We start from the raw sequence: 22,363 nt of genomic DNA, 5'->3' as shown, positions 1-22,363 counted from the left end.
CCTGTAGTAGAAAATCGGACTATTTATGGAGATAAATTTACGCGTGAATTAGGTCTTCTATGTGGCAAAAGTGATCATTAGCAGTTAATCTAATTTAGTGATTAGTAGTCTCAAACATTATTCGTAGTCACATATGATGTTAATTTTTCTCACCTCGTGACGCGATTCTCATTTTTTATGACATGTCTACACAACAGGTTCTAATATACGCTTGCAGGTAAAACACATTTCAGGACAGAGTAAAGCAAAAGGCCGAGCAAGTTATAAATAATTTATAAACTACTCGGCCTTTTGCTTTGTTTTGCTTTACTTTTTTTGTAGGTATAGCGCTGTTTTATTTTTTACCTAATAGGGTGAAAATTTTCTTGGCAATGTCAGTGTTGTCTTGAAAACCTGAAAACATTTCACTGCCTTTGCCAAAGGCAAATACAGGCACATCGATACCGGTATGGGTACCTGAAGCGCTAATTGATCCCCAACCTGTGTTGGTTTTTATATCAATAATTTTGGTGATAACATTAAGTACAGACTGGTATGGTCTAGGCTTTCTTTTAGCTTTTTTTACATCAGCAGCTAATAATTTAAATTGCTTAACAATTTGGTGATCAGCAAGTTTAGCTTGTTGTAAATTTTCCATATCTGCAGCTGTTATTTTAAATGACAGCAACTCACCCAGTTGTGTCAGAGATAATTCCTTATCCATAAAACGTTTTGCTATTGTTTCTGGTGACACGGTCATGCTGCGTAAAAATTCTGGCTTCCATAAATATTTACTGTTGATATTAGCGTTAGAGCGTTCAGTTTTTTTACCAATACTTAAGCCACCAGTACTATGATCGGCTGTGATCACCACTAAGGTATCTGGATGTTCTTTAACATAAGTTTCAAGGTATTCTAAGGTTTTGGCTAAATCGTCCATTTCATGCATAGCGGCGGCAATATCTCGAGCGTGTCCGCCATAATCAATTCGGCTACCTTCAATTAACATGAAGAAGCCGTTATCATTTTCTAATTGCTTTGTTGCCGCTTGTGTCATCATGGATAAACGGTACTTGTTAGTATCATCCAAGGCCCAAGGTAAACCAGTTTTAGCAAATAAACCTAGTACGGGTTTATTTGCTGGGATAGTGCTTATTTCACTATATTTATCAATGTAGTGGAAACCTGATTCTATAAACTCATCAACAATATTTCTATCTTCACGAATAAAGTATTTCCAGCCACCACCAAAATATAAGTCGGCTTTGATGCCATCATCAATGTAACTGTCGGCAATAGCATTGTAATTATAGCGATGAACATTATGAGCTAAATAAGCCGCAGGGGTGGCGTGATTAATTTGCAAGGTAAGCACAACACCGGTTTTTTTGCCACTTTGTTTGGCATATTCCAAAACGGTTTCAACGGGCTGTTTGTTAACATTGACGCCGATAGCGCCATTATAGCTTTTAATACCGGTTGATAATGCAGTAGCGCTAGCCGCTGAGTCGGTAATGTAACCTGACTCAGCAGCTGGATAGGTACTGCTACTACCGACAAAGTGACGGTCAAAAACTGTTTGTTCTATTTCAGCTGTATTAGGGTCGTCATGAAAATAGCGATAGGCGCTGGTATATGCTGGGCCCATACCATCACCAATAATCATAATGATATTTTTCGGGCTACTGTCTGCAATAGTGCTTGTTTTAGCATCATCAGATGCTTGTAGCTGACCACAAGACAAGATCATCAAGCTGGTTAATAAGGTTGGAATGAATTTTTTCATATTGATTTCCGTTAAATATTATTGGTAAATATAACTGCTTAACTCTGTTGAATTTAACTCTGTCGAATTTAACTCGGTTGATATAGAACAGTTATTTATTAATTGGATTTTTAAACGCTAGGTCCACCCAAACAAGTCGGTGATCTGACGAGGCAGCACGGTCTTTAATTAAACGAAACTCAGCTTCATTTTCTTTTGGCCAAAATATACCTGAGCCAAGTACGTTAAATTGTGCTTTTGCAGGCAAAACATAATCAGCTCGCATGCCCCAAAATGCCGTGTGATATTTTGCATTGGCATTATTATTTCGCTGTAACTTTCCACCTTCGCTGCTTGGCTTGGCATCAATAACACGGGGATGATTGATTAAGCGCTCAATGCCCGACTTTATTGCACTGCCCTCTATAGCATCGGCATTTAAATCACCTAATATAACAAAAGCTTTATCTTGAGCTAAACCACCAAAGTGCTTATTGTCGTCATAAATATAACTGGCAGCACTCGGGGTTAGGTAATCAGTCCAAAAACGTATTTCATCAAAGTTTCGTTTACCGTTTCTGTCTTCTGGCCCATCAAATACTGGTGGGGTAGGATGGCTTGCCAAAATGTGCACTTCATTACCATTGACGTTCAGTGGTATATCCCAGTGAGATTTAGATGATAATCTAAAATTACTCCAGGCTTGTTCATTATACCAAGGTGTTTTTGAGTCAGGATTTACGGGTATTAGGGCGTTTGGCATATCGCGCCATTTAAACAGTTGAAATGTTCTGATTTTCTCTTCCACAATAGGATATTTAGATAACAATGCCATGGCGAAATGCCCTGAAAAAAGCCCATAGCCATAGGCATCATTGGGTAATTCACCTACTTTGTTGTCATTATTTAAGTCATCACCAGAAGCAACACCCGTATTAACTGGGCCTTGATAAAAATAGGGGTAGTTAACCGCAGTCTTACCTTGCTGACTTTTTGCTAAATAATCGCTTAAAAAGCGTTTTAGTGATTGATGTTTAGGGTCATTACCGTCAAATTCATTCAATAAAATAATATCAGGATTTACGCGTTGAATAATTTCAGCAATATTTTTAATTTGTTGATGATTTTCTACTAACGCTACGGCTAACTCATTTCCTGTGGGCTTTTGTTCTTTGCCTAATTTTGCAGGTAAGTAATTTAATGCTTCCATGCTGACATTGAAAGTAGCAATGCGTAGGCTAGAGGTTGGACTTGGACTATTTGACGTTTGTGACATAGCAATACCTGAATAGACTAACAAGGTAGTTGTCAGTAAATAGCTTAATACTCGCATATAAATTCCTATTTTAGGCCGCAACCCCGTAATATAAAATCAGTTAAAAACTCGGTTACTTGGGTTACATCGTCTTCTTCGTAATCGGCACGATTCATAATGGTTAATATTTGTTGTTCAAAATCAGCATAATGTTGAGTTGAAGACCAAATTAAGAAAATAAGTTTTACCGGATCAACATTTTTCATTTCACCGCTATCTATCCACACTTGAAATACTTTAGCTTTTTCTCTTACCCATTGGCGTAAATAAGTGCGAGAAAACTCTTTTAAATGCAACGCCCCTTGTATGATTTCCATGGCATAAATTTTTGATGCCTGAGGGTGTTCAAAAGACATTTTTACTTTCGAAGCAATAAATTTTTCAATCGCCACAACAGGACCATCGTTAATATCAAGTTCACCAATACCTTGATCCCAGGTATCTAAGGTTAACTGTAATACCGCATGATAAATATTTTCTTTATTTTTGAAATAATATAATACGTTTGCTTTAGGCAGATTCGCGCTATCGGCAATAGATTGAACGGTAGCACCTTTAAAACCTTGGAGAATAAACTCTTTTTGGGCAGCCGCTAAAATAACAGCTTCACTTCGGGCCCGAATACTTCCTTGCTTTTCATTGCTGGTATTGCTGGTATTGTTGCTCACGCGAATAACCTTTCTCTTTATATTTTTATATTCATTAACACTATTTTATTAGGTCAATATTACAGTTGTTAGCTTATGCTCAGCCGATAAAAAATTACTATTAACACTGGTAAAATTGTTAGAAATTTTACGGAGTTAATCTGCTACATATATCAATAAACTCATGCTGAGGAGTTAAAAACTGGCCAGTTTAGTTTAAATATAGTGTTAAGACACTGTTTAATAAGTTTGGTCTTCTTTCATCAGCATTTTTTGATATTTTTAAAAATAGTTGACTTAGATAAATTTACCTATGGTTAATTTATCTAAGTTAATACAGGCCTTTATTAACTTAGATAAAATCATACTTTATTTTATCTTGACCAAATGGTTTGTTTTTATCATTTTTTGTTATAGTTAATCTGTTTTAATGTGACTATAGTTATAAGCTATTTTTAGTCATGTTTTAAAAACAAGGTTAGGCTGTTGTTATTTATAGCTTTAAGCGCATTCGCTTTGTTTTGCTGTTTTGTGAAGTTAAAAAATGTAAATTCTCAGCAGGTGACCTGTAAAATTTTGTAATGATAATGTAAGAAAACTCTGTTTTAATTTCACCGAGATAGTATTAAAAAAATAATAAATAGCTTGAAATGAGCTCAGTAAAACTTACATAAAACACTTAACAAATAAAAACTTAACTTACACCAAGGAATAATATGATGAAAATTCATCGTCTCTCAAGGATTACGGGCGCAGTTATACTTGCGCTTGGTTTGTCAACATCGGCCATGGCTGATGATACGTCATCGTCAATGCGCGGTAACATTCTAACCAACAATGGCAGTGTTGTTACTGATGCAACGATTACTATTGTTCACGAACCTTCAGGTACGCGTAAAACTTTAAAAGTTAACGACACGGGTAATTTCTCTGCACAAGGTTTACGTGTTGGTGGTCCATACACAGTCACGATCGACTCTGATATTTATGCCGACAAAACACTTAAAGGTATTTACATTACTTTAGGTGATGTATTTCGAATCAGTGAAGTATTAGACGATACTAATATTGAGCGTATTGCGGTAACAGGTTCTTCAACATTCTTTGACCCGTCAAAAGGCTCATCAAGTGTCTTTAGCGGTGATGATTTAACTAAATCAGCTGCATTTAACCGTGATTTAAAAGATATTGTTCGACAAAATCCAATGGCCGTTGTTAGTAATGACGGCAATACCTTATCTTTAGCAGGTAGTAACCCTAAATATAACAGCTTAGCGGTTGACGGTGTGAACCTTAACGATGACTTTGGTTTAGCAGGTAACGGTTACCCAACAGAACGTTCTCCGATTGCTTTTGATTCAATTGCTCAAATCAGTGTTGCTATCGCGCCATTTACCGCCAAAGAAGGTGGTTTTTCTGGTGGTAAAGTTAGCGTAGTGACTAAGTCGGGTACTAACGAGTTTCATGGTTCTATGTTTATTGAGCAAGCTAAAGATGCTTGGGCAGGAACACCTGAAACAGATGATGGCGATAAAATTGATCTAAAATTTGATGAAGAGACTTGGGGTGCAACTTTCGGCGGTCCAATTATTAAAGACAAACTATTCTTCTTCGCGTCATACGAAACTTTTGAATCACCCAGTGCGGTAGACAAAGGCCCGTCAGATTCAAATGTAGCCAACAAAGTTAGCCAAGTGTCGCAAGCAGAAGTTGATCGTGTGGTCAATATTGCTAAAAGTAAATATGGTTATGATGCCGGTAGTTGGGATAACTCTATTCCACTAGAAGATGAAAAATATTCATTAAAGTTAGATTGGAATATTAATGAAGATCATCGCGCGACTTTTACCTATGCTCATGGCTCTAGTAATAGCGCCGGTAATCAGGGTGAAGGTAGGTCTGATGACTTATATCTATCTTCTCATTGGTATAATCGCTCTAACGAATTCGATACTTATGTTGCTCAAGTATTTTCAAACTGGAATCAAGACTTTTCAACAGAAGTTAAGGTCTCGAAAAAAGAATCTGTTAACGGTCAAGTATCTCTAGGTGGCTATGAATTTGGTGAAGTTAAAATTGACACCGTTAATGGCGGCGAAATTATGTTGGGCGCTGATGACAGTCGCCACGCAAACCAGTTAACCAATGAGACCTTACAAGTTCGTATCAGTGGTGATTATTTGTATGAAGATCATGCGATTTCATTTGGTTGGGAATACGAAAAAGTAGATGTTTATAACCTCTTTATGCAACACTTTTTAGGCTCTTGGTATTTTGATAGTATTGATGATTTTGAAGCGGGTAAAGCTGACTCGTTTGAATACCAAAATAATCCAAGTTTAAATCGTGATGATGCCGCCGCTGAATTTGCGCTTGAAAATCACGCTTTTTATATTGAAGATAGTTGGGATGTCAATGATTCACTGAACGTAACTTATGGTTTACGTTATGAATCAACGGTCAATGATGAGGCACCAAACTTTAATGAAAGCTTCTTCGATCGCTATGCTTATGCCAATAATGAAAACCTTGACGGTTTAGACATTATTCTACCACGTTTTGGCTTTACTTGGAGCGCAACTGATGAGTTGACTATCCGTGGTGGCGCGGGTCTGTTTAGTGGTGGCCGTCCCAATGTATTCATCTCAAATGCGTTCAGTAATGACGGTTCTAGAATTGCGTTATACCGTAGTTTTGGTGATGACATTGCAGCAAACACCTTTTTACAAGATGCAGACCCAAGCGGTATTCCGCAGCACGCACAAGATCAAATTGCACAATCTGAGTTAGGTGGACCAAACTCTAACATTGATGCCATTGATCCAAATTTTGAAATACCTACTACGTGGCAATATAGTTTAGCCGCAGATTATGTTGCTAATTTAAGTGACATAGGTTTAGGTGACGATTGGCGTATTAGTGGTGAAGTGCTTTACAAAGACATTCAAAAAGATATGGCTTGGTCTGATCTTTCGCGCACATTAGATACCTCAAAAGGTAATAATGGTTTAACGGTTGAAGGTCGTCCGATTTACACTTTTGCCATCGCTGACAGAGATGCCCGTGATGTATTATTAACCAATACGTCTGGTGGTCATACGATAATTGAAACACTGAGCATTGCAAAGAACTGGCAGAGCGGTATTAAAGCTAACTTTTCATATACTCATTCAACCATTCGCAACCGTGTAGATGCCACAGGCACTTCGTCAAACACTGCATATAACTATAACCCAGTAATTGACCCTGAGCATCCTGGTATAGGTACATCAGCATATCAAGTTAAACATCGTTTAACGTTTAACCTTTCATATAATACTGAAATGTTTGAAGGTTATAACACAGGTATGCATATGTTTTGGGAGCGTAAATCAGGTAGACCATTTAGTTACTTGTTAGGTTATAACGACAGTGACGGTTTATCAGGCAATTTAGATCTTACTACCGCAAACTTACCCTATATTCCAACGGGTGCGAGTGACGGTGCGGTCGATTTTGATAATGGCTTAAGCTACGACGAAATTATGGCCGAGTTAGCAACCGCGGGTATTAGCTCTGATGGTGGTTACCTTGACAAGAATGCTTATACAGCGCCTTGGACAACGACGATGGATTTACGCTTTGAACAAGAAATTCCAGGGTTCTTAGCTGGGCATAAAGGTTTGTTCTATGTTGATATTAAAAACGCATTAGCTATTTTTGATGAAGGTGCTGCACGTGTTTACCAATTACCATTTGGCCAATCTGCAACAGAATTACTCGATTACAGTATTAATGATGCCGGTCAATACGTGTACGAAAGTGCAAATATTTCTGCAGGAGAGACGCCTGCTAGATTCCAAGATCGTGAGTCTGCATGGTCTATGAAGATTGGTGTTAAATATACCTTCTAATTATTCATAAACCTGACTAACAAAGCCAGCAGTAATGTTGGCTTTTTTTTTATCTTTTAATTTACCGTTAAATAACCTGCTATAAATAAGTTGATTACAATAGGCTGTAATAGATTTTATTTAACGTTTTTTTTCAGTTGCATTTCTCCTACTGATTTATTACGATAGAGCATAAGTTGACCACTTGGTCAGATAAAGGTTTTTATAATGTCAAATATTGAAGATAATGTAATATCAAGATTGGTTAATGCCGCGAAAGCGGGCTTTGAAAGCGCCTATGCACCCTATAGTAACTTTCATGTGGGTGCGGCAGCGTTAACCGCTAGCGGTAAAATAGTGAAAGGCTGCAATGTAGAGAATGCTTCTTACGGCCTAACCGTTTGTGCTGAACGTAATTGTTTAGCCCAAGGGGTTATTTCAGGTGAAAAAGCCTTTTCAGCCATTGTCATTTATACTAATCAAGAAAAATTGACGCCACCTTGTGGTGCTTGTCGACAAGTTATTGTTGAATTTTTAGCGCCCGATGCACTTGTTATGGCGGTTAATCACAACAATGATCAAAAGCAATGGACAGTTAATGAATTATTACCTGATGCTTTTACGCCCAAAGATTTACTTGAAAAATAAGGATTTTAGTTCATGTTATTACCGCAAGAAATAATTCGTACCAAACGTGATGGTGGTTCACTCTCGCAAGCACAAATTCAAAGCTTTGTTGATGGTTTAGTTAACTTAGATTTTAATGATGCTCAAGCCGGTTCAATGGCCATGGCAATTTTTCAAAAGGGCATGCAAACCCGTGAAATTATCGACTTTACCATGGCGATGAAAAATTCAGGTGATGTGTTGTCGTGGCCAGAATTAGACGGCCCAGTGGTTGATAAACATTCAACCGGTGGTGTTGGCGACAAGGTCAGCTTTATGTTAGCGGCTATTGTGGCCGCTTGTGGTGCTTATGTTCCTATGATTGCAGGGCGTGGTTTGGGCCACACCGGCGGAACAGCAGATAAACTAGAAAGTATTGCCGGCTTTAATGTTCAACCCAGTATTGCTGAATTTAAAGCGATTGTAAAAGATTTGGGTATGGCGATTATCTCTCAAACGGATAATTTAGCGCCTGCCGATAAACGCTTATATGGCATACGCGATATTACTGCCACGGTGGAATCTATACCCCTGATCACTGCGTCTATATTGTCAAAAAAATTAGCAGCAGGGCTTGATACTTTAGTCATGGACGTCAAAGTGGGTAACGGCGCTATGATGTCAAATATTGCTGATGCCAAAGCGCTAGCACAAAGTATTGTTAATGTGGCTAATGGCGCCGGTGTACCGACACAAGCTATTATCACTGATATGAACCAAGTATTAGGTGCAACCGCGGGTAATGCCTTGGAAATGGCCGAAACGGTTAAATATTTAACTGGCTCGCTGCGTGAACCTCGTTTGCATGGCGTGGTAGTTGCATTAGCTAAAGCTATGTTAGTTAGCGCAAAAGTTGTGGATAATGAAGATGCCGCATTAGTAAAAATTAACCATGCACTGACCTCTGGCGCTGCAGCTGAAATATTCAGTAAAATGATCCATGCCTTAGGTGGCCCAAGTGACTTTCTGGAAGATCCTTGGCGTTCAATGCAACGCGCCGCATGTATTAAAGATGTTATTGCACTAGATCACGGTTATATTAATGCTATGCAAACCCGTGATATTGGCTTGGCTGTGGTGGGCTTAAAAGGTGGACGCACAGCAAATGGTCAGCAAATTGACCATAGTGTTGGTTTTGACAGAGTATTACCCATTGGCACTTTAGTTAACCGTGGTGATGTGGTGGCTCGAGTGCATGCTAGAGATGAAAGCTCAGCACTACTAGCTAGTCTACAGTATCAAGGGGCTTTAGTGATTGATAGCAAGCAGGCTGAGCAACAACCGGTTATTTATCAAACCATTTCCGCTTAGTTTTAATAAACTTTGTATGAATAGAGTCGTATTAATAAATTAGCGCTATTGAAATAAGCACAACAAAAAAGGAATGCCATGGCATTCCTTTTTACGAGTTATGTTTAATGTAAATAGGGTAGTTGCTTAGTTAATGCCAAACAAGGGCTTTAAAGTGCCGGCGACATAAAGACTCATAACGCTCATTACCACCCACTTCTATTTGTTTGCCACCTTTAACCGCATTGCCATGTTCATCACAGCGCATAACAAAATTTGCTTTTTTACCGCAATGACAAATGGTTTTTAACTCTACTAATTTATCAGCCCAGGCGAGCAGTGCTGCACTACCAACAAAGGTTTCACCGAGAAAGTCGGTACGAATACCATAAGCTAAAACGGGAGTTTTTAATTCATCGACAATATCGGTTAATTGCCTAACTTGCTGTGTAGTTAAAAACTGGGCTTCATCAATTAATATACAAGCAATTTTTCTACTACTTATTTGGCATTTTACTTGCTCGAAGATGTTTGATTTATCATCAAATAATAAGGCGTCAGCATGGATACCTAATCGAGATGAGACTTTGCCTTTGGCAAATCTGTCATCAATTTGTGCGGTGAACAGCAATGTGTTTAAACCACGTTCACGATAATTATACGAAGACTGTAATAAGTGAGTCGACTTACCGGCATTCATGGTTGAATAATAAAAATATAATTGCGCCATCGCTATATTGATATCCTAATTAGGGTTGTTGAGGCTATTTAATCTGTTGGGTGCAATGTGCTTAATAGCTTGTTGGCTCAGCCGTTTTATTACTCGAGCCTAAGGTATTAAGTAAGTTGGTTAATAGGCTGCTGGCGCCAAATCTAAAGCGGGTTTTAGTCGCCCAGTCTGCGCCTAAAATATGAGCTGCTAAATCAAGATAAACCGCAGCATCTTCAGCGTTTTTTACGCCGCCAGCAGGTTTAAAACCTACCTCAATATTTTTAGCTTTAATGACCTTTAGCATCAATTTGGCTGCCCTAGGTGTGGCATTTACTGCAACTTTACCGGTTGAGGTTTTAATAAAGTCAGCACCGGCAGCGATACAAATTTCACTCGCTTGAATAATAAGCGGGTCAGTTTTAAGCTCACCGGTTTCAATGATAACTTTTAGTTTGGTGTTATTACCACAAGCTTGTTTGCAGGCTTTTACGAGTTCAAAGCCGACGCTGTCATTACCCTTTATTAAGGCGTTGTAAGGAAATACAACATCGACTTCATCTGCGCCATAGGCAACCGCGGCTTTAGTTTCAACTACAGCAATATCAATATCGTCGTTACCGTGTGGAAAGTTAGTTACCGTGGCAATTTTTATCTCAGGCGTACCTTGTGCCGCTAAGGTTTTTTTTGCTAAGGGCACAAAACGCGGAAAGATACAGATAGCGGCAGTGTTACCACAAGGTGATTTAGCCTTTTGACAAAGCTGAATAATATCATCGGCACTTTCAACGTCAGTTAAACTGGTTAAATCCATCATGTTAAGTGCACGTTGTGCGTATTGTTCAATAGTACTCATCTTCACCTCAAAACCCAAATTGCCCACTAATAACTAATCCCAAATAACTGAGAGCTGACAGCTTAAAACTGAAAGCTAAACCTTTACAGCTTTTAGTTAATTATAAACTTACAAAAACCCCAGCAATAGCGGCGCTCATTAAGTTAGCCATAGTCGCGGCTAACATGGCTTTCATACCTAGTCGTGCAATGTCAGGGCGACGATTAGGTGCCATTGAGCCAATACCACCTAATAAAATGGCAATGGAAGATAAGTTAGCAAAGCCGCATAAAGCAAAGGTAATAATCGCTTGAGTTGTTGGGGAAAGGGTATCTTTAATTTCAACAAAATTTACGTAGGCAAAGAACTCATTAACGACAATTTTTTGGCCGATAAAGCTACCTGCTTGCAACATCTCGTCGAATGGCACGCCAATAAGGTAGGCAAAAGGGGCAAAAATATAACCCAGTAGCCATTCAATTGTTACGCCTTCAAAGCCTAATAAGCTGCCAAAACCTGACACCATAGCATTGAGTAATGCGATAATTGCAATAAAAGCCAGCAACATGGCGCCTACATTAACCGCTAGTTTTAAACCTGAAGCGGCACCTGTGGCAGCAGCATCAATAACATTAACCGGTTTAGCTTCTGCTTCAGCCAACTCTACATCGCTGTAATCATTGTTAATGACCTCTGTTTCAGGCATGAGTAATTTTGCCATCAGCAAGCCACCAGGTGCGGCCATAAACGATGCAGCAATTAAGTATTCAAGTTTCACGCCTAAACCAGCATAGCCAGCCAATATAGAGCCTGCGACAGATGCTAAACCACCGACCATAATGGCAAAAAGCTCTGATTGACTCATTTTGGCGATATAAGGGCGGATAACTAAGGGGGCTTCTGTTTGGCCAACAAATATATTAGCTGTGGCAGATAATGACTCAGGTTTAGAGGTTTTTAATAGTTTTTGTAAGCCACCGCCGATAATTTTTACTACCCATTGCATAATATTAAGGTAGTAAAGTACTGCGATAAGCGATGAGAAAAAGATAATAACCGGCAATACACGAATAGCAAAAACAAAGCCAACGCCGTTATCAAACATGGCATCGGTACCTAAACCACCAAACAAGAAGTTTATGCCGGCTTGTGCACTATTAATAACTTGTTGAACGCCATTGGTTATCGAGCCTAAAATATCTTTACCAAAGGGCACATAAAGTACAAATGCACCGAGTAATATCTGTAATGCAAAGGCAAAACCTACGGTTCGCCAATTAATTGCGCTGCGATCTTTAGAGAAAAAGACCGCCACTGCCAATAACGCGAAAATGCCAATGACGCCTCTAAGTGCACCTAATTCCATAATTACCTCATAAATTGTTTTGTTATCGTTATTATATTTATTTTAATGACATCAATTTTTAATTTTATTGCTTGTTCAAATCGTGCAAATTTAAAGACGTCTTTGCATGAGTTGACGAATTTTTGCTTTTAGCATTTCTATTGCCATTCTATTTTTACCACCACGTGTCACTACAATATCGGCAAAGGTTTTATTTGGCTGTATATGTTGGTGGTACATAGGTCGAACTGTGGTTAAGTATTGTTCGGTGATTGACGCTATGCTGCGAGAACGTTCAAGGGTATCTCGCTTTATTCTGCGCACTAGACAAATATCGAGCGGGGTATCAATATATATTTTAATATCAAATTTGTCTCTCAGTTCTTGATCGGCAAATAAAAGAATACCTTCAATTAAAATGATGGGTGTTGGTGCTAAATGTTGAGTGTCATCTAATCGGGTATGTGTTTTATAACAATATGTGGGTATATCAACGCTTTTATTTGCACTTAACTGACTTAGATGTTGCGACAACAAACTATGTTCAAAAGCGTTAGGGTGATCATAATTTGTTTTTATACGTTCAGCCATCGAGAGATGCGATTGATGCTTGTAGTAAGCATCTTCTTTGATAATAGCAATACCACTTGACCCTAGCTCAGGTAATAGTTCATCGTAAATAGTTTGCGCAAAAAGTGATTTACCAGATGCCGAAGCACCGGTTACCGCAATAATCGTCGGTTTATTGGTTTGCAAAACAGAGAGCCTTAAAAATTTGATTAAAAAAGGGTTAAGTTATTATTTATTGTGATGCTGTTGTGAATAAGTCAACGCATTCATATTATGAACTAATTATATTGAAATTCATTAAAATTTAGGCAAAAGGGTGTTCTGTGCCTTAAATATTTATAAAATATCTATTGTCTATAATTTATTGCTTGGTAAAGTACCACATGCTGACCATTTGGTCATGAAATTTATCGCTATAAACGAGGATAAATTTGAAGAATTTGTTAAAATGCAACGATCTAATAACGGGAAATTAAAATGGCAAGAGCAATAGTTTTAGTAATCGACGGTTTTGGTATTGGGCATGCGCCCGATGCGGCAGACTTTGGCGATATCAGTGCCAATACTTTTGCTAACCTAGCACGACATTTTTATCAGCACGAAAAACGTGAAATTAAATTACCTAATTTAGCAAAAATGGGCTTAGTGCAAGCCGCTTTTGAAGCGGGTAAAGCTAGTTTCCCTGTGGCAAAGCAAGCACCTGTGCAGGGTGCGTATGGTTATGCGGCTGAGATCAGTACAGGTAAAGACACGCCAAGTGGCCATTGGGAAATGATGGGAGTGCCCGTATTATTTGATTGGGACTACTTTCCAAAAAAAGGTAACGCCTTTCCCGCTGATTTGATTGAAAAAATCAATCAAGCCACTGGCTATAAGGGTATTTTAGGCGATTGTCATGCATCAGGTACCGATATTATTAACCAGCTAGGGCAAGCGCATATTAACACTGGCTTGCCTATTTGTTATACCTCAGCTGACAGCGTGTTTCAGGTGGCGGCTCATGAAGAACACTTTGGTTTGGATAACCTCTATAAATATTGTGAAACAGTGCGCGAGTTACTTGCTGACAGAAATGTTGGCCGTGTTATCGCCAGACCTTTTATTGGCAGCAGCCCTGAAAATTTTACCCGAACGGGTAATCGACGCGACTATTCTATTTTACCGCCAGCACCCACAGTATTAGACACCTTTACCCAAGCAGGTGGCTATGTCATCAGTGTAGGTAAAATTGCCGATATTTATGCACACCAAGGTATTAGTGAAAAAACTAAAGCCACGGGTATTGATGCTTTATTAGATGCGACCATTTCACATATCAATACGGCACAAGACAATAGCCTGATATTTACTAATTTAGTCAATTTTGACCAAGACTACGGCCATCGCCGTGATCCGATAGGTTACGCTTTGGCATTAGAGAATTTTGATCAGCGTTTACCCGAAGTGGTTGCGGCTATGAATGAAAATGATGTACTTTTTTTAACCGCAGATCATGGTTGTGACCCAACTTGGCATGGTAATGACCATACACGTGAATATGTACCTGTTATTGCATTCCACAAACAGATACGATCTGTTAATATTGGCGAACGTAGTACCTTTGCAGATATTGGTCAAACCATCGCAGAATTATTTAAATTAGATAAGATGCCTTATGGTACAAGCTTTTTGTCTGATCTTGAGCTATGAAACAACACTAATAACCTGACATTCAATATAGAATGTCAGGTTAATAAAATCTTTACACAAAACATAAACAGTTCTTGGGAGAGTACTTAATGAATGTTTTTAATAAAACGTCGCTCGCGCTTTGCGTCAATGCGGCTATTTTTGCGTGTGGTGCAGGCGCATCTACCGCTGCTGTAGCGCAAGAAAATGCTAATAAAAGTGATGCTGTCGGCGTTGAAGTTATTGAAGTAACCGCGCGTAAGCGTACTGAAAACATAAAAGATGTGCCGATTTCAGTATCAGCACTTACCGCTAAAAAACTTGAAGTATTAGGTTCTTCAGGGATGGATGTTAGAGCACTGTCTGCAAAAGTGCCGAGCTTATTAATCGAGTCTTCTTTTGGACGTACGTTCCCACGTTTTTACATTCGTGGCTTAGGTAATACAGATTTTGATTTGCTAGCATCACAACCCGTTTCATTGATTTATGATGACGTTGTATTAGAAAATGCCTTAACTAAAGGTATGCCAATGTTCGACATTGAACGCGTAGAAGTTTTACGTGGTCCTCAAGGTACATTATTTGGTCGTAATACCCCAGCGGGTATTGTGAAAGTAGAATCGAAAAAACCAACACAAGACTTTGATGCCAATATTTCTGGCTCATATGGTAGTTTTGGTAGCACTGATTTTCGTGTTGCTGTTGGTGGTGGCTTAACCGATACTTTGTCAGCACGCATCGCATTACTACAACAAGACCGTGATGATTGGATTGACAACAAAGCACCCGGTTTTGAGCAAGAAGATCAATTAGGCGGTTACGCTGAAACTGCAGGTCGTTTGCAACTATTATGGGAACCAAATGACGACTTTTCTGCGTTGTTTAACTATCATTATCGTGATGCTCAAGCCGATTCACGCGTTTTCAGAGCCAATATCATTAAACCTGGCACTAATGACTTAATTGATGATTTTGACCGCGAAACTGTATTTCAAGATGCGGCTGTTCGTAATAACCAAACGGTTGATATGAAAGGCGCTAGCTTAAAAATTGAATACAATATGGGTAGTCATACCTTAACATCTGTAACTGGTTATGAGTCAGCTGAAATGTTTTCAGTAGGCGATATTGATGGTGGTTACGGTGCTGCATTCTTAGATAATTATATGGGACCTGGTTTTATTCCTTTCCCTTCTGAAACTGGCGCTAAAATGCCAGATCATAAGCAACTGACCCAAGAAATACGTATCGCGAGTAACGATTTAGGTAAGTTAGATTATCAATTCGGTTATTTCTTATTTGATGAAGACTTAACGATTAATAATTTAAGTTTTAATACCTTAGGCGGCGGTGTTCAAGATGGTATTGCGACACAACAAATGAAAACTTCAGCGTGGGCAGTTTTTGCGTCACTTGATTATGAAGTTTCTGATCAGTTAAACATCAACGGTGGTTTACGCTATTCAGATGATAAACGTGACTGGGATGGTCAACTAGTTCAGTCACCATTTGGTGCGCCAAGTTTTTCTGAAAGTAATAATGTGCAAGACTCACAAGTCAGTGGTGACTTAAGTGCTACTTACACACTAAATGATGAAACTAACGTCTATGCACGTTTAGCTCGCGGTTACCGTGCGCCAAGCATTCAAGGTCGTAGCTTATTATTCTCGGCAAATTCAACGACAGCAAATTCTGAAACAGTAGATTCTGTAGAAACAGGTTTCAAATCAGTATTTTTAGAAAACACCGCTCGCGTTGATGGCTCAGTATATTACTACGTTGTTAACGACCAGCAGCTAACTGCTGTTGGTGGTACGGGTAACGTAGCAAGTTTACTCAATGCAGATAAATCAGTAGGTTATGGTTTTGAACTTGACTCAGAATACTTTATTACCCCCAACCTAGCGTTAACAGCTAGCCTAAGTTATAACCACACAGAATTGCAAGATAGCAATGTTGCTGTACCTGGTTGTGGCGGTGGTTGTACGGTAACTTCACCATTAAATAGTGACGGTTTAGCCTTGATTGATGGTAACTCATTACCACAATCGCCTGAGTGGATTTCAAACTTAGCGGCCCGTTGGACGAAAGAGATGGGTGAAGGTCAACTTTATGTTTACACTGATTGGTCTTACCGCAGCGAAGTTAACTTCTTCTTATACGAGTCAACAGAGTTTACCGGTGATGCATTATTAGAAGGTGGTGTTCGTGTTGGTTACGAATGGTACTCAGATGGCGCAGAATACGAAGTAGCTGTTTTTGGTCGTAATATTACTGATGAAGAGAAACTTACAGGTGCTATCGATTTCAACAACTTAACAGGTTTTGTTAATGAACCTCGCTTTTGGGGTGTTGAATTTAAGGCTAACTTCTATTAATAAGCAAGGTAGCTTTAAAATAGTTTAAAAAATCAACATAAAAAAAGCCAGTGATCATTTTGATTACTGGCTTTTTTATGCACAGGATTTACAGTAAGTCTGATTTTTTCGAATTCTAATTTACTCAGTAAGATGTAAAATTGAGTAGAGCCTTTAATTAAGTATATTAATTACTCTAAATAGTACTTCATATTAACGTGTTGAAAAATGTTGGTTAATCTCGTCGTGAATGAGAATATTCTCGGTATGCTCATTTATGGGCGGTTTTTCAAGTAGAGTGAATGCAAAGTCTACTCGTCATCCGTAATGCTATATTACCAATCAATGAGATTATCTTCTGTTGATTACTTTTGCCTCGAAAGAGACATAAGCTTTTGAGTAAGTAACGGCAAGTTTGAGCCTGCAGTAGGCATAGACCTACCATTCCTGATTGTTCCTGAGTAAATGACTTGTGAGTGTCTAAGCCGATAAAAAGTATGTTATGTTTAATCATGCTAGCCTCTGTTTTATATTGTTGACACATATATTATGGCTCTGTTTTGTATAACTAACCCACGTTTGGAGGCTAGCACCTCGTGGGAAGTCATTGTGTCTATATTTATTCAAATTAGGCTCTTTGTATGAAAATTAGATTCATGGGGAAAAATGATTTAGAAAGCGTTGCTAATGTTCATAAACTAGCTTTCGTCAGGCAACAACATTCATTTGAATGGATGCAATGTAGCTTTAATGCTTTTCCTAGAGTTTTAAGTTTTGTCGGGGAAAAGGATGGCAAAATTGTTGGTTATATAACATGGGGACAAAAAAGTGGTTTTCGTCCTGAAGCGGTTATTGAACTTGAACAATTAGCTATATTACCTGTTTCCCAAGGTCAGGGGCATGGTCGTCAATTAATAATGAAATCACTCCCTTTACTTAAAAAGCAATTGTTATCGAATGGTTCAACACTTAAGCATATTTTAGTAACAACAGGTGCAGATAATTTCGCTCAGCAATTATATAAAAGTACTTTAGGCGCTGAAATTGAGGCCACCATTAAAAACCTTTATTCTGATGATGAAGTTTTAATGATTGCGCGAAATGTAAGTATATAAATTTGCTCAAACGAACAAATGATAGTCGACTTTTCTTCGCGCATTATAGCCAACTATCATTTGCCTCTTAGCAAAGCCACACCCGTATAATATAGATGCGATTAGCTTTTGTGTTGAAGTTGATTTGCTAATAATAGCTGTTGCTTCTTCATGTGTTAGTACCGTTGGCATGGCTTTCTCAAGCTTTGTAAAAGAATAACGTAAGTCAGTAATATCTCGATTGACGATATATCTAAACAAAAATATATTGGCACATAATACTTGGTTCTGAGTTGCGGCACTGACTTGTCGATTTACAGTAAGGTTATTCAGATACCTTTTAATTTCATTATTCCCCATATCTTCTGAATGCTTTTTATCGTTGAAAAGAATAAAAGTCTTAATTCAATGTAAATAAACTTTCTCAGCTCTTAAGCTATACCGTCTGGTTAGAAGTTCAGTTCGAACTCGTTCTAAAAAAGGAGAATTTCCCATTTTATTTAACCTAAAATGGTAGCGGTATATCCAACACAGTTACCATTATTTTTATATGAAAACGTAAGGTGATGGCACGTTATGTAATTTTTTAAGCGGCACGAATATTAAAGAATGATCCCTTAATTGATTATTTTACAAAAAATAAATCAATTAGAAATATTACATAGCGAGTTGTGTAAGGTCGCACATATACCAATGCTCACTTTCTCCAAATGAGCTTTGGTTTGAGAAGGTAAATAATTACTGGTAACGTATTAAAATAATTGATAAAAAGTAACTTACACATGGAAAAAATTGTTTGAGTATTTTGTTTTAAACTGAAATGCTCGCTAATAAGCTGTTATGCAACTCAAGGAGATTGATCAAGTGTCAGAGAAGTTAAAAATGCTAGCAGGGGAGTTGTATGACCCTAGCAATAAAGAACTTGTTGAAATGAGATTAAATGCTCGCCTAACGACAGAAAAATTGAATCAAACCTCCATAGCAGATTTGCAGGTAAGAACTAAATTATTAAAGTCTTTATTCGGCAGTACAGGTAAAAATATACATATTGAGTCAATATTTAACTGTGATTACGGCTCTAACATTCACGTTGGAGAAAATTTTTACGTTAACTTTGCGTGCGTTATTTTGGATGTAGCAGAAGTTCGAATTGGTGACAATTGTATGATTGCGCCACAAGTAGGTATTTATACTGCAACCCACCCCTTAGACCCAATTGAGAGAATTAGCGGATTAGAGCTTGCCAAACCAATTACTATTGGAGATAACTGCTGGATTGGGGGGCAAGCGACAATTAATCCTGGAGTGACTTTAGGCGATAACGTAGTTGTTGCTTCAGGAGCTGTAGTTACAAAGAGCTTTGGTAGCAATATTGTCATCGGTGGTAATCCTGCGAAGGTAATTAAACAGATCAAAATTACGGTGTAATTTACTCACAACATGGCCTGAGGTGGACCGCTAGTAACAAATCAACTATTATTTATTGCAAATGTTAATGGCGGTGAGCCTCTTTGTTTTAGTGCTGCCAAGTATGTTGATTCATCATACAGCGTGTTGGTTTTTCAGCACCGAATGATTATCCTTCTCCACTTAAATACAACGACTTTATGATACTATTATGCAGCTTACCCTTAGTTTTTTTGCTCATAATAAGCCTTTGCCAAGAATGAATGTCGTATCGAAACACCGGCCCATTCAACTAAGATTTGTCTTAACAAAGTAAGACAAGTATATCGCCAATGTGTCCGTTTCTCTGCCATTGCGTTCAATAACAATAACAATAACAAAAGCAATAACCGTATACTTTTGAAGCTCAGAAACATCATTATAACGCTCTCGATTATGACCAGAAGCCACTAATAAACGTGGAGCAAGTTGTGGGCCGGTTCCTGGTGAATCATCAAAAATAGCCTTGTCTTTTTGTTTTGTGTACATCTCTTTTATCTAACTGTTCAATGCCTATAAGCAGCACTTTTAATGCTGAGTAATCGTGTTGGATGAACTTGGTTATCTACCCTTTAGTCAGGCAGAAGGTGGATTATTGTTCGATTTACTGAGCTTTTTCTATGAAAAATCAAGCATTATCACCACACCTAACTTGAATTTTACGTAATGGTTGAAAGTGTTTAGCGATGTAAAAAGAACAAGGGCACTACTCGATAGGCTAACTCAACACTGTCATATAATCGAAACAGGTAATGATAGTTAACCATTTAAAGAATCAGTTCAAAAAAACAATGAGAAATAACTAGAAACAACTAGAAGTAAAATGAAATAAAAGGTAATAATATGACTGCTAGGGTGGATCACTTTTCCATGCAAATGGTGGGTTACTTTGACGTGCAAAGCAATACCCATGAACATCAGCTTATTTTACAGCCTGAAATATCTCATGGTAGTTTATAAAATCGTCGATAGCTTTGTAATTAACTAATTTTTAGTTAATTACAATTTAAATTAAATAAATAACTAAATAATAATATTTAATAGAAGTCGAGAACTCAATATGAATCATAGACATAAATTTCGTTTAATAATAAATCGTTTTTCAAAAAACACACGCCTAAAAAACAACTCCTTGTTTCTTGTGCTATCAATACTTGTAGCGGGTTGTAATGATAAAGAGCCTGAGAAAGTTTTAATCCCTCCTCCTCCTCCTGTTCTAGTTGTATCGACCCTAGATGCGGATATTAGAGCAATCATTGTTACACAAAACTTGACAGGAGACCCTAGTACAGGAAGAACATTACCTGATATCGAGGAACCTAAAGCTCAGTTAGGTATGAAACTCTTTTTTACCAAAAGTTTAGGTGGTGATCTCGATTCTGCCTGTGTTACCTGTCATCATCCTATGCTAGGCGGTGGTGATGATCTTGTTTTACCGATCGGTGTTGATGCTGAAGTGGATGATTTGTTAGGTCCTGGTCGATTTCATAGTACAAATGGTGAACATTTTGATGGCGGCCCCACGGTGCCTAGAAACGCACCAACAACCTTTAATATCGCTTTATGGGATAATTTTTTATTTCATGATGGTCGAGTTGAAAGCTTAGGAAAAACGCCTAAATTGGGCGGTAATGATGGTTTAGGAATTCGCACACCAGATGTTTCTTTTGGTGAAATTGATAGTAATGCGGGTGTAAATTTAGTGGTGGCTCAAGCTAGGTTTCCGGTGACATCAAAAGAAGAAATGAAAAATTTCACCACTTTTGATGGGACAAATAATACTGAAGTTAGACAAAATTTAGAACAACGTTTAGGAGATTATGGTAATCCTTTAGGTGGAAAGTTAATTGTTAATTACTGGTTAGCGGAATTTAAAAAAGCCTTTTCGACTCCTGACGGAACAGCAGAAGAATTAATTACGTTTGATAACATTACTGATGCCATTGGTGAGTATGAAAGTTCGCAGGTTTTTGTTGAAACACCCTGGAAAGAATATGTGCAAGGTGATGATTCTGCCATTAGTGATACCGCTAAACGTGGCGCATTGCTATTCTTTAATACTCGTCAAGATGGTGGTGCAAGCTGTAGTTCTTGTCATTCAGGCGATTTTTTTACCGATGAGAGTTTTCATGTCATCGGTATGGCCCAGATAGGACGAGGTAAAGGTGATGGTGATTTTGGCACGGAAGACTTTGGTCGATTCCGTGAAACGCGAGATGAAAAAGACAAATATGCATTTAGAACTCCTTCGCTACTTAATGTTACTGCGACAGGCCCTTGGGGACATGCAGGAGGTTCAGCAACACTTGAACAAGCGATACGCACGCATTTAAATCCACAACAAGAATTGAACAACTATGACTTCTCTCAATTAGCTCCGAATATTCAAGCGGTTGATATGGTGGCTAATACTCAATTTGCGATTGATAAGCTGGTGACCAACAGAGAGAATGGTATCACCAGTATTGAGGATATTAGTTTAACCGATGTTGAGGTAGAAGCATTGTTGGCTTTTCTGGAAGTACTAACAGATCCTTGTGTTGAAGACAGAGAATGCTTGAGTAAGTGGATACCTGATGCGACTGACTCAAATCCTGATACATTGCGAGTCAATGCACTTGATGCACAGGGTAATTATTTATAAGCGCATCAAGTGCGGCGAGTTATTAATAAGCAATGTGCTGTCGATGTAATTACCTTATATTTAAGTAGTATTTACTTAAATATAAGGCTTGAATAACTTAGAAAGAACTTTGTAAAAAAATCTGCGTAACTGCCTATCATTCATACCCAACTAAGGTTTAG

Annotated in this window: 17 protein-coding genes and 1 pseudogene; 9 read left to right on the top strand and 9 right to left on the bottom strand. The window is 38.2% G+C overall.

Annotation, left to right across the window (positions count from 1 at the left end; genetic code table 11):
- Nucleotides 1-334: 334 nt before the first annotated feature.
- The 3 genes from H4J61_RS13690 to H4J61_RS13680 form a co-directional block, all read right to left on the bottom strand.
- Nucleotides 335-1,765 carry an alkaline phosphatase gene (locus H4J61_RS13690; RefSeq protein WP_182185420.1) on the bottom strand — a complete coding sequence of 477 codons (1,431 nt, stop codon included), beginning with the start codon at nucleotides 1,763-1,765 and terminating at the stop codon, nucleotides 335-337.
- A 91-nt stretch (nucleotides 1,766-1,856) separates the two neighbouring features.
- Nucleotides 1,857-3,077, bottom strand: a complete 1,221-nt coding sequence (locus H4J61_RS13685) for an endonuclease/exonuclease/phosphatase family protein (protein WP_310650066.1) — start codon at nucleotides 3,075-3,077, stop codon at nucleotides 1,857-1,859.
- Between the two features lie 8 nt (nucleotides 3,078-3,085).
- Nucleotides 3,086-3,727, bottom strand: coding sequence for a TetR/AcrR family transcriptional regulator (locus tag H4J61_RS13680; protein WP_182185419.1), 642 nt, complete (start codon nucleotides 3,725-3,727; stop codon nucleotides 3,086-3,088).
- A gap of 695 nt (nucleotides 3,728-4,422) precedes the next feature.
- Here H4J61_RS13680 and H4J61_RS13675 point away from each other — a divergent pair.
- The 3 genes from H4J61_RS13675 to deoA all read left to right on the top strand — a co-directional run bounded on the left by H4J61_RS13675 (nucleotide 4,423) and on the right by deoA (nucleotide 9,555).
- Nucleotides 4,423-7,599 carry a TonB-dependent receptor gene (locus H4J61_RS13675; RefSeq protein WP_182185418.1) on the top strand — a complete coding sequence of 1,059 codons (3,177 nt, stop codon included), beginning with the start codon at nucleotides 4,423-4,425 and terminating at the stop codon, nucleotides 7,597-7,599.
- Between the two features lie 207 nt (nucleotides 7,600-7,806).
- Nucleotides 7,807-8,226, top strand: coding sequence for a cytidine deaminase (locus H4J61_RS13670; RefSeq protein ID WP_182185417.1), 420 nt, complete (start codon nucleotides 7,807-7,809; stop codon nucleotides 8,224-8,226).
- 12 nt (nucleotides 8,227-8,238) lie between these two features.
- A complete protein-coding gene (gene deoA, locus H4J61_RS13665; protein ID WP_182185416.1) occupies nucleotides 8,239-9,555 on the top strand; it encodes a thymidine phosphorylase in 1,317 nt (438 codons plus the stop codon).
- 130 nt (nucleotides 9,556-9,685) lie between these two features.
- Here deoA and H4J61_RS13660 read toward each other — a convergent pair whose 3' ends face one another.
- The 4 genes from H4J61_RS13660 to udk form a co-directional block, all read right to left on the bottom strand.
- Nucleotides 9,686-10,264: a thymidine kinase gene (locus tag H4J61_RS13660; RefSeq protein ID WP_182185415.1), complete on the bottom strand. Its 579-nt coding sequence runs from the start codon at nucleotides 10,262-10,264 to the stop codon at nucleotides 9,686-9,688.
- Between the two features lie 61 nt (nucleotides 10,265-10,325).
- Nucleotides 10,326-11,099, bottom strand: a complete 774-nt coding sequence (deoC, locus tag H4J61_RS13655; RefSeq protein WP_182185414.1) for a deoxyribose-phosphate aldolase — start codon at nucleotides 11,097-11,099, stop codon at nucleotides 10,326-10,328.
- Nucleotides 11,100-11,199: 100 nt separating this feature from the next.
- Nucleotides 11,200-12,444: a NupC/NupG family nucleoside CNT transporter gene (locus tag H4J61_RS13650; protein WP_182136812.1), complete on the bottom strand. Its 1,245-nt coding sequence runs from the start codon at nucleotides 12,442-12,444 to the stop codon at nucleotides 11,200-11,202.
- 90 nt (nucleotides 12,445-12,534) lie between these two features.
- Entirely contained in the window at nucleotides 12,535-13,179 is a 645-nt protein-coding gene (udk, locus tag H4J61_RS13645) for a uridine kinase (protein WP_182136811.1), read from the bottom strand.
- Nucleotides 13,180-13,470: 291 nt separating this feature from the next.
- Between udk and H4J61_RS13640 the strand changes: the two genes are divergently transcribed.
- From H4J61_RS13640 to H4J61_RS13630, 3 genes are all read left to right on the top strand, one after another.
- Nucleotides 13,471-14,682 (top strand): phosphopentomutase, encoded by a 1,212-nt coding sequence (locus tag H4J61_RS13640; protein WP_182136810.1) that lies wholly within the window; start codon nucleotides 13,471-13,473, stop codon nucleotides 14,680-14,682.
- Nucleotides 14,683-14,771: 89 nt separating this feature from the next.
- Nucleotides 14,772-17,039: a TonB-dependent receptor gene (locus H4J61_RS13635; protein WP_182136809.1), complete on the top strand. Its 2,268-nt coding sequence runs from the start codon at nucleotides 14,772-14,774 to the stop codon at nucleotides 17,037-17,039.
- A gap of 620 nt (nucleotides 17,040-17,659) precedes the next feature.
- Nucleotides 17,660-18,133 carry a GNAT family N-acetyltransferase gene (locus tag H4J61_RS13630; protein WP_220461268.1) on the top strand — a complete coding sequence of 158 codons (474 nt, stop codon included), beginning with the start codon at nucleotides 17,660-17,662 and terminating at the stop codon, nucleotides 18,131-18,133.
- Between the two features lie 6 nt (nucleotides 18,134-18,139).
- On the opposite strand, the gene H4J61_RS18160 is transcribed toward H4J61_RS13630, so the two are convergent.
- On the bottom strand, nucleotides 18,140-18,505 hold the full coding sequence (locus tag H4J61_RS18160; protein WP_404852068.1) for a phage integrase N-terminal SAM-like domain-containing protein: 366 nt from the start codon (nucleotides 18,503-18,505) through the stop codon (nucleotides 18,140-18,142).
- Between the two features lie 471 nt (nucleotides 18,506-18,976).
- On the opposite strand from H4J61_RS18160, the gene H4J61_RS13620 reads away from it, so the two are divergent.
- Entirely contained in the window at nucleotides 18,977-19,540 is a 564-nt protein-coding gene (locus H4J61_RS13620) for a sugar O-acetyltransferase (RefSeq protein ID WP_310649945.1), read from the top strand.
- Between the two features lie 267 nt (nucleotides 19,541-19,807).
- Here H4J61_RS13620 and H4J61_RS17985 read toward each other — a convergent pair whose 3' ends face one another.
- The gene (locus H4J61_RS17985; protein ID WP_259363332.1) at nucleotides 19,808-20,047 is read right to left on the bottom strand and encodes a hypothetical protein; all 240 of its coding nucleotides are present in this window, start codon (nucleotides 20,045-20,047) and stop codon (nucleotides 19,808-19,810) included.
- Between the two features lie 49 nt (nucleotides 20,048-20,096).
- On the opposite strand from H4J61_RS17985, the pseudogene H4J61_RS13610 reads away from it, so the two are divergent.
- Both H4J61_RS13610 and H4J61_RS13605 read left to right on the top strand, forming a co-directional pair.
- A pseudogene (locus H4J61_RS13610) lies at nucleotides 20,097-20,321 on the top strand (ATP-binding protein); the annotation flags it as partial.
- A 297-nt stretch (nucleotides 20,322-20,618) separates the two neighbouring features.
- Complete coding sequence (locus H4J61_RS13605; protein ID WP_182185413.1) at nucleotides 20,619-22,202, top strand: cytochrome-c peroxidase; 1,584 nt, start codon at nucleotides 20,619-20,621, stop codon at nucleotides 22,200-22,202.
- Nucleotides 22,203-22,363: the final 161 nt, after the last annotated feature.

It is taken from the genome of Colwellia sp. MB3u-4, from assembly GCF_014077065.1.
GTDB lineage: Bacteria > Pseudomonadota > Gammaproteobacteria > Enterobacterales > Alteromonadaceae > Cognaticolwellia.
This window is presented reverse-complemented; position numbering and strand designations above follow the sequence as displayed.

Excerpts from the sequence above, each read along its gene's own strand:
- H4J61_RS13690 (WP_182185420.1), bottom strand. The coding sequence starts at position 1,765 with ATGAAAAAATTCATTCCAACCTTATTAACCAGCTTGATGATCTTGTCT.
- H4J61_RS13685 (WP_310650066.1), bottom strand. The coding sequence starts at position 3,077 with ATGCGAGTATTAAGCTATTTACTGACAACTACCTTGTTAGTCTATTCA.
- H4J61_RS13675 (WP_182185418.1), top strand. The coding sequence starts at position 4,423 with ATGATGAAAATTCATCGTCTCTCAAGGATTACGGGCGCAGTTATACTT.
- H4J61_RS13670 (WP_182185417.1), top strand. The coding sequence starts at position 7,807 with ATGTCAAATATTGAAGATAATGTAATATCAAGATTGGTTAATGCCGCG.
- deoA (WP_182185416.1), top strand. The coding sequence starts at position 8,239 with ATGTTATTACCGCAAGAAATAATTCGTACCAAACGTGATGGTGGTTCA.
- H4J61_RS13660 (WP_182185415.1), bottom strand. The coding sequence starts at position 10,264 with ATGGCGCAATTATATTTTTATTATTCAACCATGAATGCCGGTAAGTCG.
- deoC (WP_182185414.1), bottom strand. The coding sequence starts at position 11,099 with ATGAGTACTATTGAACAATACGCACAACGTGCACTTAACATGATGGAT.
- H4J61_RS13650 (WP_182136812.1), bottom strand. The coding sequence starts at position 12,444 with ATGGAATTAGGTGCACTTAGAGGCGTCATTGGCATTTTCGCGTTATTG.
- H4J61_RS13640 (WP_182136810.1), top strand. The coding sequence starts at position 13,471 with ATGGCAAGAGCAATAGTTTTAGTAATCGACGGTTTTGGTATTGGGCAT.
- H4J61_RS13635 (WP_182136809.1), top strand. The coding sequence starts at position 14,772 with ATGAATGTTTTTAATAAAACGTCGCTCGCGCTTTGCGTCAATGCGGCT.
- H4J61_RS13630 (WP_220461268.1), top strand. The coding sequence starts at position 17,660 with ATGAAAATTAGATTCATGGGGAAAAATGATTTAGAAAGCGTTGCTAAT.
- H4J61_RS17985 (WP_259363332.1), bottom strand. The coding sequence starts at position 20,047 with ATGTACACAAAACAAAAAGACAAGGCTATTTTTGATGATTCACCAGGA.
- H4J61_RS13605 (WP_182185413.1), top strand. The coding sequence starts at position 20,619 with ATGAATCATAGACATAAATTTCGTTTAATAATAAATCGTTTTTCAAAA.